This window comes from Methylobacterium sp. Leaf399, from assembly GCF_001424525.1.
Taxonomy (GTDB): domain Bacteria; phylum Pseudomonadota; class Alphaproteobacteria; order Rhizobiales; family Beijerinckiaceae; genus Methylobacterium.
Window position 1 is genome coordinate 135,037 of the sequence record NZ_LMQK01000012.1, and the last position, 14,720, is coordinate 149,756.

Annotated in this window: 15 protein-coding genes; 8 read left to right on the forward strand and 7 right to left on the reverse strand. The window is 69.1% G+C overall.

What is annotated here, in order from left to right:
• Positions 1 to 8 precede the first annotated feature (8 nt).
• Complete coding sequence (flbD, locus tag ASG40_RS08780) at positions 9 to 1,373, forward strand: sigma-54-dependent transcriptional regulator FlbD (protein ID WP_055883751.1); 1,365 nt, start codon at positions 9 to 11, stop codon at positions 1,371 to 1,373.
• Positions 1,374 to 1,484: 111 nt separating this feature from the next.
• On the opposite strand, the gene ASG40_RS08785 is transcribed toward flbD, so the two are convergent.
• The 3 genes from ASG40_RS08785 to ASG40_RS21665 all read right to left on the reverse strand — a co-directional run bounded on the left by ASG40_RS08785 (position 1,485) and on the right by ASG40_RS21665 (position 3,541).
• Positions 1,485 to 1,757 (reverse strand): hypothetical protein, encoded by a 273-nt coding sequence (locus tag ASG40_RS08785; protein ID WP_055883754.1) that lies wholly within the window; start codon positions 1,755 to 1,757, stop codon positions 1,485 to 1,487.
• A 90-nt stretch (positions 1,758 to 1,847) separates the two neighbouring features.
• Positions 1,848 to 3,158, reverse strand: coding sequence for a hypothetical protein (locus tag ASG40_RS08790; protein ID WP_055883760.1), 1,311 nt, complete (start codon positions 3,156 to 3,158; stop codon positions 1,848 to 1,850).
• 212 nt (positions 3,159 to 3,370) lie between these two features.
• A complete protein-coding gene (locus tag ASG40_RS21665; RefSeq protein WP_165700238.1) occupies positions 3,371 to 3,541 on the reverse strand; it encodes a hypothetical protein in 171 nt (56 codons plus the stop codon).
• Between the two features lie 220 nt (positions 3,542 to 3,761).
• On the opposite strand from ASG40_RS21665, the gene leuD reads away from it, so the two are divergent.
• Entirely contained in the window at positions 3,762 to 4,364 is a 603-nt protein-coding gene (gene leuD / locus ASG40_RS08795; protein ID WP_055883764.1) for a 3-isopropylmalate dehydratase small subunit, read from the forward strand.
• An 80-nt stretch (positions 4,365 to 4,444) separates the two neighbouring features.
• A complete protein-coding gene (locus ASG40_RS08800; protein ID WP_055883768.1) occupies positions 4,445 to 5,635 on the forward strand; it encodes a lytic murein transglycosylase in 1,191 nt (396 codons plus the stop codon).
• A gap of 117 nt (positions 5,636 to 5,752) precedes the next feature.
• On the opposite strand, the gene ASG40_RS08805 is transcribed toward ASG40_RS08800, so the two are convergent.
• The 3 genes from ASG40_RS08805 to ASG40_RS08815 form a co-directional block, all read right to left on the reverse strand.
• The gene (locus ASG40_RS08805) at positions 5,753 to 6,163 is read right to left on the reverse strand and encodes a DUF1236 domain-containing protein (RefSeq protein ID WP_055884658.1); all 411 of its coding nucleotides are present in this window, start codon (positions 6,161 to 6,163) and stop codon (positions 5,753 to 5,755) included.
• A 265-nt stretch (positions 6,164 to 6,428) separates the two neighbouring features.
• Positions 6,429 to 8,654, reverse strand: a complete 2,226-nt coding sequence (locus ASG40_RS08810; protein ID WP_082494581.1) for a sensor histidine kinase — start codon at positions 8,652 to 8,654, stop codon at positions 6,429 to 6,431.
• On the reverse strand, positions 8,651 to 9,001 hold the full coding sequence (locus ASG40_RS08815; RefSeq protein WP_055883770.1) for a SelT/SelW/SelH family protein: 351 nt from the start codon (positions 8,999 to 9,001) through the stop codon (positions 8,651 to 8,653). Before ASG40_RS08815 ends, ASG40_RS08810 begins: the two co-directional genes overlap by 4 nt.
• A gap of 133 nt (positions 9,002 to 9,134) precedes the next feature.
• On the opposite strand from ASG40_RS08815, the gene ASG40_RS08820 reads away from it, so the two are divergent.
• The 5 genes from ASG40_RS08820 (at position 9,135) to ASG40_RS08840 (ending at position 13,649) form a co-directional block, all read left to right on the forward strand.
• Positions 9,135 to 9,785 (forward strand): LemA family protein, encoded by a 651-nt coding sequence (locus ASG40_RS08820; RefSeq protein WP_055883774.1) that lies wholly within the window; start codon positions 9,135 to 9,137, stop codon positions 9,783 to 9,785.
• Positions 9,786 to 9,792: 7 nt separating this feature from the next.
• A complete protein-coding gene (locus ASG40_RS08825; RefSeq protein ID WP_082523982.1) occupies positions 9,793 to 10,617 on the forward strand; it encodes a TPM domain-containing protein in 825 nt (274 codons plus the stop codon).
• Positions 10,607 to 11,245, forward strand: a complete 639-nt coding sequence (locus ASG40_RS08830) for a TPM domain-containing protein (protein WP_055884671.1) — start codon at positions 10,607 to 10,609, stop codon at positions 11,243 to 11,245. The genes ASG40_RS08825 and ASG40_RS08830 overlap by 11 nt, the downstream gene beginning before the upstream one ends.
• Before the next feature lie 117 nt (positions 11,246 to 11,362).
• Positions 11,363 to 13,420: a carbon starvation CstA family protein gene (locus ASG40_RS08835; RefSeq protein ID WP_055883775.1), complete on the forward strand. Its 2,058-nt coding sequence runs from the start codon at positions 11,363 to 11,365 to the stop codon at positions 13,418 to 13,420.
• Positions 13,421 to 13,424: 4 nt separating this feature from the next.
• Positions 13,425 to 13,649 carry a YbdD/YjiX family protein gene (locus ASG40_RS08840; RefSeq protein ID WP_055883778.1) on the forward strand — a complete coding sequence of 75 codons (225 nt, stop codon included), beginning with the start codon at positions 13,425 to 13,427 and terminating at the stop codon, positions 13,647 to 13,649.
• A 14-nt stretch (positions 13,650 to 13,663) separates the two neighbouring features.
• Here the strand turns inward: ASG40_RS08840 and ASG40_RS08845 are convergent, their stop codons facing one another.
• Positions 13,664 to 14,590 (reverse strand): hypothetical protein, encoded by a 927-nt coding sequence (locus ASG40_RS08845; RefSeq protein WP_244480573.1) that lies wholly within the window; start codon positions 14,588 to 14,590, stop codon positions 13,664 to 13,666.
• Positions 14,591 to 14,720: the final 130 nt, after the last annotated feature.

Sequence of the window (14,720 nt, forward strand, 5' to 3'; positions counted from 1 at the left end):
AGACCGCCATGCGGCTTCTGATCATCGGACGGCTCAACGGCGAGCTCGTCACCGCCTCCAAGATCGCCATGAACCGGGGCGCGGCGGTGACTCACGCCGACGGCATCGAGCAGGGGTTGGCGGTGCTGCGCGCCAAGGGCGCCGACCTCGTGATGATCGACGTCTCCTTGAGCATCCGCGACCTCGTGGCGGCACTCGCCGACGAGCGCATCCGCACGCCGGTCGTCGCCTGCGGCGTCGCCACGGACGCCAAGGCGGCGGTGGCGGCGATCCAGGCCGGCGCCAAGGAGTACATCCCCCTCCCCCCCGACCCCGAACTGATCGCGGCGGTGCTGCAGGCCGTCTCCGAGGACGGCCGCGCCTTCGTCTGGCGCGACGCCTCGATGGAGAAAGTGGTGCGCCTCGCCGAGCAGGTCGCCCGCTCTGAGGCCTCGGTGCTCATCACCGGCGAGAGCGGCACCGGAAAGGAGGTGCTGGCCCGCCACGTCCACCAGACCTCGAACCGGCGCGCGCGCCCCTTCGTGTCGGTCAACTGCGCCGCGATCCCCGAGGCGCTGCTCGAATCCGAGCTGTTCGGCCACGAGAAGGGCGCCTTCACCGGCGCCGTCGCCCGCCGGATCGGCCGTTTCGAGGAGGCCCACGGCGGCACCCTCCTCCTCGACGAGATCTCGGAGATGGACGTGCGGCTGCAATCCAAGCTGCTGCGCGCCCTGCAGGAGCGGGTGATCGACCGCGTCGGCGGCTCGGCCCCGGTCAAGGTCGACATCCGGGTGCTCGCCACCTCGAACCGCAACCTCCTCGACGAGGTCAGGAAGGGCACCTTTCGCGAGGACCTGTTCTACCGGCTCAACGTCGTGCACCTGCGCCTGCCGCCGCTGCGCGAGCGTCCGGCCGACATCCTCGAACTCGCGGGCCATTTCGCCCGCAAGTACGCGGAGGTGAACGGCCTGCCGGTGCGGCCCCTGAGCCGCGAGGCGCAAGGACTCGTCCGGGAGAACCCGTGGCGGGGCAACGTGCGCGAACTCGAGAACACCCTGCACCGGGCGGTCCTGCTCGCCAGCGGGTCCGAGATCGGACCCGACGCCATCCTCACGCCGGAGGGGGAATCCCTCGCCGCGGCCCCGATCGGTCCGGTGGAACGCGCCGCCCAGGTGGCGGAGGCCGCCACCCGCGGCCTCGTCGGGCGCACGGTGGCGCAGGTCGAATGCGAGCTCATCCTCGATACCCTCGACCATTGCCTGGGCAACCGCACCCATGCGGCCAAGATCCTCGGGATCTCAATCCGGACCCTGCGCAACAAGCTCAACGAATACGGCGACGCCGGCCTTCCCGTCGCCGAGCCGGGCGGAGTGCGCATGGCAGCCTACGGCTGAGGGCACGTACTCCGCCCACGGGTTGGAGACCGCCGGCGGCAAACGCGACGCCGATCCCGCCCCGGGGTCGCGCCACGCCGTCAGGGAGAGAGGCGACCCGCAGGTCGCGGCTCAGAGCCCCGCGTCGTTGCTCGCGTTCTGTGCCGCGAAGGCGCGCTCCAGCTTCTGCATCGAGAGAATCTTGCCGATGTCGGCCTCCACGTCGCGGATGGTTTCCTCGACGAGGTGCTGTTGCAGCGCGGTCCGCGGATCGGCCGGGTCGAGCCCCTCCCGCTCCTGGAGGCGCAGGAGCGCTTGCTTGACGACGCGGTAGACGTCGTCGCGCTCCTCGCGCGACATCGACGGGTTGACCGCACGGGCGACGAGATCGGTGAAATCGGACATGGCCGGCGGTGGGCTCCCCTCGCGTCGCGATCGGAGCGGTGGCTGCTCCGATGCCGCGGTGACACATGAGTCTCGGCTTCGACCAAAACCCTAGAGGCGCTGGTCCTTGAGGCCGCCGATGATGAGGGCGCACGACGACCACACCACCAGGAAGCAGAAGAACGCGACGATCACCGTGTAGGGCCGGCGGGGATAGAGCGAGGCGTCGGGCAGCGACGGCTCCACGAAGGTCGCCAGGAAGACGTGCTGCTTGCTCGCCTCGACTCGCGCCTTGTCGAGGATGAAGTTGGCCGATTCGTTGAGCTTTTCCGCGATGGTGCGCTCGACCATGAGCCCTTCGTATTCCAGGAGGGCCTGGGTCATGTTGGTGGATGCGCCGGCGGTGAGGCCGTCGGTGGTGAGCTGTTCCTGCAGCTGACGGATCTGCTGGTCGATGGCGGTGATGGTCGCGGCCAGGGTCTGGATGCTCCGCGACTTCTCGTCGAGGTTCGATCCGCGCAGGACCTGAATGTCGGATTCCGCCTTCAGCTTGTCGCGGCGCAGGGACAGCAGGGTGGTCGCCGTCGCCTCGGCGGACTTGACCGGATCGATGATTCCCCAGCGGTTCCGGAACTCCTGGAGGCCGATGTAGGCCTTGCGCAGCCGCGCCTGGACCTTGCCGGTCTCGATCTCGGCCTGCTTGAGCATGTCGGCCTGGGCACGCTGGGAGATGTCGTTGATCAGCTGTTCGGAGCGAGTGAGTACCGCCTTCGAGATGGTGAGCGCGTCCTGGGGCGTGAAGGCGCGCACCGTCAGGGTGATGACGCCCGAGATCACGTCGATATGCGCCGCCACCTGCCGGTTCCAGTAACGGGTCAGGTACTCGATCGCCGAATACCCCCAGTAGCGGGCCCAGAAATCCGCCTCGGGCCGCGAGTACAACTGCGAGAGGGAGAGCGACTTCTCCAGCTGTTCCACCAAATTCTGGCTGCCGATGAAGTCCTTGACGATGAAGCTGTCCTGGCTGTTGTGCTTCTTGATCAGGGTCGTGAACTCGCCCAGCGCGACGTCACCCATCGGCTCGACGTTGCCACGAATGGCGAAGCGCGCTTCGGCGACGTACTGGTCGGACGCGATCGCGAAGAGATAGAGCGCGATGATGGCGGTGGGCAGGAGCACGAACAGCCCGAACTGCTTGAGCAGCGAGCGTCCGATGTTGACCGGTTTGGTCGACGGCTCCGGCAGGCGCGGGATCCGCGACCAGTCGAGGCGGTCGCGTGCCCTGCGCAGCAGCGCCGGCAGCCGACGATCGACGATCGGGGTCACCACCTGCGCGTCACGCTGCAGGTCGGGCCTCCGCTCGCTCTCGATGTCGACGACTTGGCGGACCCGCTCGTCCTGCTTGACCTCGTCCAGACTCATCGCTTGGCTTTCCTGACGCTCCCGCGGGACGCGACGATCCCTCTCTCGGTCTCCACTCGGATCCTCGGACGAGGACGGAACGGCAGGGTGACCGGGGCGGGGCTTCCTCACGGCAAGGACGACGGAATGGTCGCGGCGCCGTCGTTGCCGCCCTCGTCAAGTCCGGTGTCATTCGGCCGTTTTTGTGGCGCCCGCTCTCGGACGCCCTTGGCTCACCGGCCGCGGTCGGAGGCCGGCAGGTGTTTGGCGTAATCCTCGCGGGCCTCCCGCTCCTTGATGAGGTCGGCATAGGCCTGACGCATCTCGGGCGACACGGACACGACCCGCGTCTTCTCCTTCTTGCGCTTGGGCGCCTTCTTGAACTGGCTGCTGCTGTCGGTCATCGCATCCCCCTGCGTTTGGCTGCGCGCCACCGACCATAGGGCTTGGCGACGACGACGGCGAGACGGGGCCTGTGCTTGCCGCCCGGTTCCGTCCCCCGCGCTTCGAGAAAAGCGCCGCCACGGGGTCGGATCGCAAAACCCCTGGGCTCTTTTACGGAACCCGCTTAGAACCCGCCGCACCCGGGAGCCCGGACGGCTCCTCCGATGGCGCGAGCGACCGATGGACAAGTTTACCACGCTGGAGGGTGTCGCGGCACCCATGCGGATCATCAACGTCGATACCGACCGGATCATCCCCAAGCAGTATCTCAAGACGATCAAGCGCACCGGGCTCGGCAAGGGCCTGTTTTCCGAGATGCGCTATCGCGACGACGGCTCCGAGAATCCCGACTTCGTCCTCAACCAGCCGGCCTACCGGAACGCCAAGATCCTCGTCGTCGGCGACAATTTCGGCTGCGGCTCGTCCCGCGAGCACGCGCCGTGGGCGTTGACCGACTTCGGTATCCGCTGCGTGATCTCCACGAGCTTTGCCGACATCTTCTTCAACAACTGCGCCAAGAACGGCATCCTGGCGATCGTGGTCTCGCCCGAAGACCTGGAAAAGCTGTTCGAGGATGCCGAGCGCGGCGCCAACGCCACCCTGTCGGTGGATCTGGAGGCTCAGACCATCAAGGGACCGGACGGCGGAACCCTGCGTTTCGACATCGACCCGGGCCGCAAGGAGAGCCTCCTCAACGGCCTCGACGAGATCGGGCTGACGCTCAAGCGGGCCCCGGCCATCGATGCCTACGAGGAAACGATCGCCGCCCGCGGCTGGGCGTGAGATCGGTCGTGCTCACGGTTCGTTTACCATGGGCACGCCTTAACGGTGGGCAAACCCGCATCCGCTCCGGAGACAGCCCCATGACGCCGCGCGCGACACTGACCGCCCTCCTCTGTCTCGCGGGCGCCGGCACCGCGCCGGCGGCCCGTGCCGATTTCCAGGATTGCCTCGCCGGCCTCCAATCCCAGGCCGCCGCGCAGGGCATCTCGGCCCAGACGTTTCGCGCTGCGACCGCCGGCATCGCGCACGATCCGAAGGTCCTCGAGCTCTCCCAGGCCCAGCCGGAGTTCAAGACGCCGATCTGGGACTACATGGCGGCGCTGGTGGACGAGGAGCGGGTCGACGACGGCAAGGCGGCGATGCGCCAGCACGCCCAGGCGCTGGCCAATGCCGAGGCCCGCTACGGCGTCGACCGCTTCACCATCGCGGCGGTGTGGGGCGTCGAATCCAACTTCGGCAAGAACCTCGGCAAGATGCCGCTGGTGCAATCCTTCGCCACCCTGATCTGCGCCAACCACCGCCGGCGCGACTTCTTCAAGGGCGAGCTGATGGCCACCTTGAAGATCATCGAGCGCGGCGACATCGATCCCTCGCGCCTCAACGGGTCCTGGGCCGGCGCCTTCGGCCAGACCCAGTTCATGCCCACCACCTTCCAGCGCCTCGCCGTCGACGGTGACGGCGACGGGCGGCGCGACCTCGTCGATTCGGTGCCCGACGCCGTCGCCTCGACGGCGAACTTCCTGCGCGTGGCCAAGTGGAACAACGGCCAGCCCTGGGGCTACGAGGTCCGCGTGCCGCGGGGCTTCAACGCCGGGGCGGCCGGGCGCAAGAACAAGAAGCCGATCGGCCATTGGGCCTCCCTCGGGGTCACCCGCATCGACGGCAAGCCACTCGCCGGAGAAGGCCCGGCCGGAATCCTGCTGCCCGCGGGCGTCGACGGTCCGGCGTTCCTGGTGACCAGGAACTTCGACGCGCTCTATTCCTACAACGCCGCCGAATCCTACGGCCTCGCCATCGCGGTGCTGTCCGATCGCCTGCGCGGACGCGGCGGAATCCAGGCCGAATGGCCCACCGACGATCCGCCGCTGTCGCGCGCCGAGCGCCGCGACCTTCAGGTCCGCCTGACCAAGCGCGGCTACGACGTCGGCGAGCCGGACGGCAAGGTCGGCTCCAAGACACGCGACGCCATCAAGGAGGTCGAGCGCAGTCTCGGCATGCCCGCCACCGGCCGCCCCGGGGCGAAGGTGCTCGAGGCGCTGCGCCGCGGCTGATGGCCGCCTCGCGATCGTGCCGGCTGCGACGGACCGGAAAGGCTCCGGCCCGGTGGCACATCGCCCTTCCCTGTGAGCGCCCGCGGCCCCGGTTGAGACCGCGGGAGCCGGTCGGCGTCAGTCGATGACGTCGACGATGCGGCCGGTGCCGCGCTCCACGAGGACGGTGCGGTCGTTGACGATGGTGTAGCGATAGCCGCGGGCACCGTAGTCGTCGGGGACGTCGTAGTAGCTCACGCCATCGGACGGCAGGACGGTGCCGACCCTGACGTCGCCATCGTAGACGTACGACCTCCGGCGCTCGCCCTGCACATAGGTGCGGAAGCGGGGCCGATCGTCGATGCCGAGGATGCCGTTGACGGTACCGGCCGCGGCGCCGATGGCGCCGCCGACGATCTCCCCGATGGGGCCGCCGGTGGCCCGGCCCGCGGCAGCGCCCTGTTCGGCGCCGCGAACCAGACCCTGCGCCTCGGCGCCCCCGGTGAGGGCGAGCGCGAGGGCGGCAGCGAGAACAAACTTGATCGGCATCGGCATTCCTTGAGCCCGGATCGAAGAAGGGATCGTCTAGCGGGTGGTCGGGTCCAGCCCGGCCCGTGCAGGTTCGCGTCGGCGCGCCGACGTTTCACGCTGTTCGGCGTTCGGTGGGTCGCAGGTCTCGTCGCGATCCCTGCGTCGGGCAAGCATCGCACCGTGAACGGTCAAGCTTTCTCTCCGTTCCCGCCGAACCGCGCGTCTCGCGCGAAATCGTTCGCGCCCCGAGGCGGCGGGACTGCCCGATCTGTACGACCGTCGGTCAAGCCGAGAGCGGCAGCGGCGTCTCCGTGGGAAGCGGCAGGCCGCGCATGCGCCGGTCCATGGCGGTGGGCGGCGGGATCGGCACGACGATCGAGCAGACGACCCCGCCCTGCGCGAAGGTGAGTTGCACATCGCCCGCCAGTTCGCGCGCGAGGCTGCGTTCGATCAGGCGCGAGCCGAAGCCGGTGCGGGTCGGCGGCGCGACGGGCGGGCCGCCGCTCTCCGCCCAGCGCAGGTTCAGGCGGGTCTCGGGATGGCGGTCGACGGTCCAGGTGATCGACACCGTGCCCTGCTCGTTGGAGAGCGCCCCATATTTGACGGCGTTGGTCCCGAGTTCGTGCAGGGCCATGGCGATGGAGAGGGCCAGCCGCGGTGGCAGGCGCAGGGTGGGGCCGTCGACGACGAAGCGGGCCCTCTGTCCGTCGCCGGCATGCAGCGGCGCGATCGCATCCGCCACCACGGCGCGCAGTTCGGCCCCGTCCCAGTTCTCGCGGGTCAGGACGTCGTGGACCCGCGCCAACGCCAAGAGGCGCGCCTCGAAAGCCTCCCGGGCGGCCGAGGCCTCCGGGCCGTCGAGGCGGCGCAGGGACTGCGTGGCGATCGACTGCACCGTCGCCAGGGTGTTCTTCACCCGGTGGTTCAATTCGTGGATCAGGAGGAGGAGGTGCTCCTCGGCCCTCTTGGCGTCGGTGATGTCGACGTTGCAGCCGGTGTAGCCGAGGAAGGCGCCGGTATCGTCGAGGCGCGGCACGCCCTCGCAGCGCAGCCAGCGCACGATGCCGTCGCGGTCGAGCACCCGGACTTCGGCCCGGAACGGTTGCCGGCTCGCGAAGGCCTCCGAGAACAGTGCCGCGAAGCCGGGCTGGTCGTCGGGATGGACGATCCGGTTCCAGCCCTCCTCGCTCAGGGCGGAGGCGGGCTGCCCGAACAGGTGGTCGAAATGCATGTTGGCGAAATTGATCTCGGCCCGCTCGTCGGTCATCCAGATCAGGGCCGGGGCCGAATCCGCCATGTGACGGAAGCGGGCTTCGCTCTCCTTCAGTGCGCTGAGGCCCCGCTGGGTCTCGGCGAGGGCGCGGTCGCGTTCGTCCTCGCGGGTGCGCAGGCGCAGCGAGGCATCCGCCAGCACGTCGCCGAGGCGGCGGATCTCCTGGATCGGGGACGTGATGCGCGGGATCGCCTCGCCGCGGGCCAGCGCCGGCCCGGTGGCGGCGAGCCGCCTCAACGGGCGCGCCACCCGCGACCACAGGTGGACGGCCAGGATCGAGGAGGTCGCCAGCACGAGGAGGCCGAACCCCCCGAAGGCCCAGATCCAGTTGCGCAGGCGCGCCTCCACCAGGGCCTGGGGGATCACGGTGCTGACATTCCAGCCGGTGAGGCGCGAGCGCGCCTCGACGACGGTGACGGGCTTCATGCGCCGATCCTTGCCCTCCCACACCCCGGGGGTCTCGGTCTGGTTCTGGCGCAGCGTGGACAGGCGGGCGCGCCCGACGATGGATTCCGGATCCGGAATGCGCGCGAGGACGATGCCTTCGCGGTCCGAGATGCCGGTCATCCAGCCCTCGACGGCTTCGCGGGCGATGATGGATTGAAGACGCCCGGCGGGCACGGCGAAACTGAGAATGAACCCGATCTCGCCCTCGTTGTGCACGGGCACCGCCACGGCATAGGTCGCCTCGCCGGGCATCGGCCCCGGGATCACGCCCGAGACAACGGCGCGTTGGCTGCCGGCGGCGACCTCCCGGTCGAACGGCAGGGCGCTCGACGGCATCGGCGCGCCGCGGCGCACGGCGGTGTTGACGACCTGCTGCCCATCGGGCCGGCGCAGTAGGATCTCGAGGCCGACGGCGTCGCGCACGAGCCGCGCCTGCGCGTCGAAGCTGTCGAAGTTGCCGTCGCGCAGGCGCTGCGAGGTCGCCAACGTCTGCAGGACCGAGACGAGGCCGGCGGTGTCGCGGTCGACCGAGAGGGCGATGCTGCGCACGTTCTCCCGAGCATCCTGCTCGAAACGCGCCCGTTCGGTGGCGGCGTATCGCACCAGCAGGATTGCGGTGAACAGCAGGCCCGGCCCGATCAGGGCGATCACCAGCAGGATGAGGTAGACCTGCGTCGAGAATCCCCGCCGGCGGACCCGCTCGGCGGTTTCGCCCAACGCCGCCCGCGTCCAGCGCCGCCGGGGCGGCACGAAGGGAGGGGTGGCCGAGGGATCGGCACCCGAGGTCATGGTCGGTCTCCCGGCGCTTCCCCTTGGGTCCCGGGAGCCGGAGCGGCCCTGTCGACATGGCCGAGGTCTCGCCCCGGTGCGAGGCGGTCGCGCACCCTCTGCTTGAGCGTCTTGACGTCGGGAAAGCCGCCGTCTGTCGTCCGGTCCCAGATCGGCTCGCCGGCGCAGGTGATGACGAAGGCGCCGCCCGATGCCGGGACCAGGGCGACCTCGCCGATTTCGTCGCGAAAGGTCGACAGGAGTTCCTGCGCCATCCAGGCCGCCCGCAACAGCCATTGGCACTGCGTACAGTAGACGATGGCGACCCGCGGCTTCTCGGCCTTCGGAGATGGAGGAGTCTCATCCATGGCCGGCACAGCGCACCGAACGGCCTGCGATTGTCAACCGGTCCAGGTTTCCGGGATCGAACGGTTGCGGCGGGCCGCCGCAGCCCCATCTGTGATGACGGCGGCGCCGCAGCGCCTCGTAGGAGTGTCATCCATGCGTCCAGGCGCGCTCGGTCTTTCCCGCCCGTTCCGTTTGACGAGCGGGCGTTCGCCGCTGGCGCGGGTCTGCGCCGCTCTGGCCCTCTTCACGCTCGCGACGGGCCTCTCGGGCTGCGGTGCGATCAACCGGGTTCCGACCCTGGAGGAGAGCGCGAAATCCTCCTGGAGCGAGGTCCAGAACCAATACCAGCGCCGTGCCGACCTGATCCCGAACCTCGTCGAGACCGTGAAGGGCTACGCGCAGCAGGAAAAGGACGTCCTCGTCGGCGTCACCGAGGCGCGGGCCAAGGCCTCGAGCGTCAAGGTGGATGCCTCCACCATCAGCGACCCCGCCAAGTTCAAGGAATTCCAGGATGCGCAGAATCAGCTTTCGGGCGCCCTGGGCCGCCTGCTCGTGACCGTGGAGCGCTATCCCGACATCAAGTCGAACCAGAACTTCCTCGCGCTGCAGTCGCAGCTGGAGGGCACCGAGAACCGCATCGCGGTCGCGCGACGCGACTACATCGGCGCGGTCCAGGCCTACAACACCGAGATCCGCACCATTCCCGGACGCTGGATCGCCTCCTGGTTCTACCCGGAGTCCAAGCCCATGGAGACTTTCGCGGCGACCCCGAACGCCGAAAAGCCGCCGTCCGTGAAGTTCTAGCGCGCCGATGCGCGGCTTCACGCGGCAGGGGATCCGGGTCGGGCTCGCGCCGGTCCTGGCGCTGATCGGCGTCCTGTTCGTCGGCTCCCTCGGTTCCGCGCAGGCCCCCGGTTCCGCGCAGGCCCCCGGGCCCAATTTCCCCGCCCTCTCCGGCCGGGTCGTGGACGCCGCCGGCATCCTCGCACCGGAGGCCAAGGCCGGCATCGAGGCCAAGCTCAAGGCCTACGAGGACAAGACCTCCGATCAGGTCGTGGTCGCCACGGTGGCCGGCCTCGACGGGCTCACCGTGGAGGATTACGCCAACCGCTTGTTCCGACACTGGAAGATCGGACAGGTCAAGACCGACAACGGCGCTCTCCTCATCGTGGCACCCAACGACCGCAAGGTCCGCATCGAGGTCGGATACGGCCTCGAGGGGGCGCTGACGGACGCGCTCTCCAAGGTCATCATCGCCACCGCGATCACACCCAAGTTCAAGCAGGGCGATTTTGCCGGCGGCATCGAGGCGGGCGTCGACGCCATGCTCTCGATCCTGAGCGGCGACGCCGAGCAGTGGCAGCGCCGCGCTCCGCAGGTCCGCGATGATACGGTGGGTGCCGGCGATGTCGTGTTCTGGATCGTTCTCATCCTCGGGATCGTCTTCGTGGTCTGGCGCATGAACAACCGCCCCGGCGGACCGCGAGGGCGCGGCCCCGGCGGGATCATGATCTTCCCGACGCCGTCCTCGGGCGGCTGGAGCGGCGGCTTCTCCGGAGGCGGGGGATTCTCGGGCGGCGGCTTCTCGGGTGGCGGCGGGTCGTCCGGCGGTGGAGGGGCTTCGGGTGACTGGTAGCCGGCATACCCCCCTTCGAGCCCCCCTCTCGGAGACCGACCGGCGTTGCATCGCCGAGGCGATCGCACGGGCCGAGGCCGCCACCAGCGGCGAGATCGTCGTGATGCTCTGCGCCCGCGCCGGCCTCTATCGCTCGTTGGCTCCGGCGCTCGCCTTGCTCGGTGCCCTTTGCGTGCCGTGGCCGCTGATCGCCTTCACCGCCCTCAGTGCCTCCTCGATCGCCCTGGTCCAGGTCGGCGTCGCCCTTGCGATCCTGCTCGCCACCTTCGACGAACGTGTACGCCTGTGGATCATGCCGCGCGCCATCCGTCGGGGACGGGTGCGCGAGGCGGCGATGCGGGAGTTCCGGACCCGTGGGCTGGCTGCGACACGGGCCCGGACCGGCGTCCTCCTCTACGTCTCCCTGGCCGAGCGGCATGCCGAGATCGTCGCCGATACCGGCATAGCCGTACCGCCGGGAACCTGGCACGGCGTGGTGGCGGACCTGTCCTCCGCGGCCGGCCGCGGCACCCTCGGAGCGGGCCTCGCGGCCGCCGTGGAACGGGTCGGCGTCATTCTCGCCACCGATCTGCCGGCGGCGCCCGGCGATGGCGACGAACTGCCGAACCGGGTGATCGTCTCGGACTGACAACGGCGGACCGGCTGTCGCGACCGGTGTCCGGGACGTCTGGCCTTCCCTACGAATGTGGGCGACAACGCCGTTTCACGGCCCGCCGGCGAGACGGGTCGCCGGAGCGGGACGTCGATGGGTGCGATCGGGAAACACGGGCCGTGGGCCCTCGTCGGCGCGCTGGGCGCGGCCGCGCTGGCCGTGGTGGCGACCACCCGCGGCGAGACGATCAACGCCCTGTGGATCGTGGTGGCGGCGGTCTGCGTCTACCTGATCGCCTACCGCTACTACTCGCTCTACATCGCCGAGCACGTGATGCGGCTCGACCCCCGGCGCCAGACGCCGGCCTATCGCCTCAACGACGGGCTCGATTACGTCCCGACCAACCGCAACGTCCTGTTCGGTCACCATTTCGCGGCCATTGCCGGAGCGGGTCCCCTGGTCGGTCCGGTGCTCGCCGCGCAGATGGGCTACCTGCCCGGCCTCCTCTGGATCCTGGCCGGCGTCGTGTTTGCCGGCGCGGTGCAGGACGCGATGATCCTGTTCGTCTCGATGCGCCGCGACGGACGCTCGCTCGGAGAGTTGATCCGGGCCGAGCTCGGTCTGGTTCCGGGGATCATCGCCCTGTTCGGCACCTTCCTGATCATGGTGATCCTGCTCGCCGTGCTGGCCCTCATCGTCGTCAAGGCGCTGGCCGGCAGCCCCTGGGGCACCTTCACCGTCATGGCGACGATCCCGATCGCGCTCCTGATGGGCGTCTATTCGCGCTTCATCCGGCCGGGCAAGGTCGGCGAGGTCTCGATCATCGGCTTCGTGCTGCTCATGCTCGCCATCGTCTACGGCGGCAGCGTCGCCGAGCATCCGACCTGGGGCCCGGCCTTCACGTTCACCGGCCCGCAGCTGTGCTGGATGTTGATCGGCTACGGCTTCTTCGCCTCGATCCTCCCCGTGTGGCTGCTGCTGGCGCCGCGCGACTATCTCTCCACCTTCCTCAAGATCGGCACCATCGTCGGTCTCGCCATCGGCATCGCCTGGGTGGCGCCCCAGCTCCAGATGCCGGCGGTGACGAAGTTCGTGGACGGCACCGGCCCGGTCTGGTCCGGCCAGCTGTTCCCGTTCCTGTTCATCACCATCGCCTGCGGCGCGGTCTCCGGCTTCCACGCCCTGATCTCGTCGGGCACCACCCCGAAGCTCATCGAGAACGAGCGCGACGTGCGCTTCATCGGCTACGGTGGCATGCTCATGGAGAGCTTCGTCGCGGTGATGGCCCTGGTCTCGGCCTCGGTGATCGACCCGGGCGTCTACTTCACGATGAACGCCCCCACCGCCCTGGTCGGCACGACCTCCGAGAGCGCGGCCGCCGCGGTGACCGCCCTCGGCTTCCCGATCACGTCAGAGACGATCACCCAGACCGCCAAGGACGTCGGCGAGACCTCCATCGTCTCGCGGGCCGGCGGCGCCCCGACTCTCGCGGTGGGCATGGCCCACATCATCTCCTCGGCCATCGGCGGCAAGGCGATGATGGCCTTCTGGTACCATTTCGCGATCCTGTTCGAGGCCCTGTTCATCCTCACCGCGGTGGACGCCGGCACCCGGGCCGGGCGCTTCATGCTGCAGGATCTCCTCGGCCTCGCCTCGCCGCGCTTCAAGGACACCACCGCCTGGGTCCCGAGCATCCTGGCCACCGCGCTCTGCGTCGCGGCCTGGGGCTACTTCCTCTACCAGGGCGTCACCGATCCGCTCGGCGGCATCAACACCCTGTGGCCGCTGTTCGGCATCTCGAACCAGATGCTGGCCGCCGTGGCGCTCACCCTCGCCACCGTGGTGATCTTCAAGATGAAGCGTCACCGCTACGCGATCATCACCATCGTGCCCACGGCCTGGCTGTGCCTCTGCACCCTGACCGCAGGCTGGCAGAAGATCTTCTCGGCCGATCCGCGCATCGGCTTCCTGGCCCACGCCGACCGCTTCAGCGCCGCCCTCCAGGAGGGCAAGCTGCTGGCGCCGGCCAAGACCGTCGACCAAATGAACCAGATCATCTTCAACGACCGGATCGACGCGGTGCTGGCGGTGATGTTCGTCGGCCTCGTCATCGCCATCGTGAGCTTCGGCATCATGGCCTGCGTCAAGGCCTACCGCGCCGACCGCTGGACCGCCCTCGAGACCGGGCCCGTCCCGGCGGCGGCGGAGTGAGGCCATGGCCCTGTCCTCGTCCGAATTGCGGGAGCGGCTCAAGACCTTCTCGAAATGCGTCTGCGACGGCGCCCGCCTGATGGTCGGCCAGGGCGACTACGAATCCTATGCCGCCCACATCAGGCGCACCCACCCCGACATGGCGCCGATGACGCAGAAGGAGTTCTTCCGCAACCGGGAGAACGCCCGCTTCGGCGTCGGCAACACGGGCGGGTTCCGCTGCTGCTGACGAGGCGACGGCCTTCAGAACTCCATTCCGAACTTGATGCGCAGGTTGTGCCGTTCGAACTGGTTCAGGCCCGATGCGCGTCCCTTCAGGCTGGGGTCGGTGTCGCGGCCCCACACCTGCGCCGCGTAGGCCAGCGTCACCCAGACCTTCTCGGTGAAGCGATGGTGGAGGGCCGGCCCGACGGTGACGACCTCGGTCTCCAGCCGATTGAGGAAGGCACCCTCGTAGCCGCGCAGGTACCGGACCTCCGGTCCGAGGAACGTGTCGGGGGCGACCTCCCCGACCAGGGCGTTGGACCACAGGAAGGTCGACGAACGGTACCCGTCCTTCGTGCCGCGCTCCCGTCCCACCGCCGGCTCGAAACTGATGTTGGTCCCGTACCAGAGTTTCTTGGGCACGATCTGCACGTCGAGGGCGAGCAGGGTCTCGATATCGAAGATGTCCGCGCCCCGGCCCTCGATCGGCAGGACCCGGGCGAAGCGCGGCCTCACTTCGAGGGCGACCCCGACGGGCTGGTCGGCCGAGCCTTTGAGGAGCTGATACTTCACGTCGATCCCGACGCCGTCGAAGCTACCGGCGGACTTGTCGTCGAGGTCCAGGATATTGCGCACCCGCCGCACGTCGCCGAAGGCGCTGACCTCGATGCTCAGCCGATCGATGGGGTCGAACTGGTATCCGAGGCGGGTATTGAAGGCGCGGTAGGTCGACGGGCCAGCATCGGAGCGCCGCTTGCCGATGCGGCCGACGGTGTCGACGACGACCTCCTGCTGGCCCTTCTCGCCCGCGTCGGCACCCTCCGTGAAGCCGAAGAGGTGCTCGGTGTCGACGTCCTTCTCACCGCCGGCGGCGGCGTCACCCTTCTGGGCCGACGATGTCCCCTGTCCCGCTTCCGGCTTCCGGTTCGGGCCGGCCAGGGCGAGAGAAACGTCGAGCGACGACAAGGCAATCCCTATCGCGAGGACAAGACGTGAGGAATACGATCGCATCGCGGCACGGGGGTTGAACGCGGACTGCACAGCACATCGTGCTCACGCCTGCGCCACCGATATACCGAAGTGCGTTGAAACGACG

What these genes read in the sequence shown, in the direction of transcription:
- flbD (WP_055883751.1), top strand. Translation starts at nt 9, where the DNA reads ATGCGGCTTCTGATCATCGGACGGCTCAACGGCGAGCTCGTCACCGCC.
- ASG40_RS08785 (WP_055883754.1), bottom strand. Translation starts at nt 1,757, where the DNA reads ATGTCCGATTTCACCGATCTCGTCGCCCGTGCGGTCAACCCGTCGATG.
- ASG40_RS08790 (WP_055883760.1), bottom strand. Translation starts at nt 3,158, where the DNA reads ATGAGTCTGGACGAGGTCAAGCAGGACGAGCGGGTCCGCCAAGTCGTC.
- ASG40_RS21665 (WP_165700238.1), bottom strand. Translation starts at nt 3,541, where the DNA reads ATGACCGACAGCAGCAGCCAGTTCAAGAAGGCGCCCAAGCGCAAGAAG.
- leuD (WP_055883764.1), top strand. Translation starts at nt 3,762, where the DNA reads ATGGACAAGTTTACCACGCTGGAGGGTGTCGCGGCACCCATGCGGATC.
- ASG40_RS08800 (WP_055883768.1), top strand. Translation starts at nt 4,445, where the DNA reads ATGACGCCGCGCGCGACACTGACCGCCCTCCTCTGTCTCGCGGGCGCC.
- ASG40_RS08805 (WP_055884658.1), bottom strand. Translation starts at nt 6,163, where the DNA reads ATGCCGATCAAGTTTGTTCTCGCTGCCGCCCTCGCGCTCGCCCTCACC.
- ASG40_RS08810 (WP_082494581.1), bottom strand. Translation starts at nt 8,654, where the DNA reads ATGACCTCGGGTGCCGATCCCTCGGCCACCCCTCCCTTCGTGCCGCCC.
- ASG40_RS08815 (WP_055883770.1), bottom strand. Translation starts at nt 9,001, where the DNA reads ATGGATGAGACTCCTCCATCTCCGAAGGCCGAGAAGCCGCGGGTCGCC.
- ASG40_RS08820 (WP_055883774.1), top strand. Translation starts at nt 9,135, where the DNA reads ATGCGTCCAGGCGCGCTCGGTCTTTCCCGCCCGTTCCGTTTGACGAGC.
- ASG40_RS08825 (WP_082523982.1), top strand. Translation starts at nt 9,793, where the DNA reads ATGCGCGGCTTCACGCGGCAGGGGATCCGGGTCGGGCTCGCGCCGGTC.
- ASG40_RS08835 (WP_055883775.1), top strand. Translation starts at nt 11,363, where the DNA reads ATGGGTGCGATCGGGAAACACGGGCCGTGGGCCCTCGTCGGCGCGCTG.
- ASG40_RS08840 (WP_055883778.1), top strand. Translation starts at nt 13,425, where the DNA reads ATGGCCCTGTCCTCGTCCGAATTGCGGGAGCGGCTCAAGACCTTCTCG.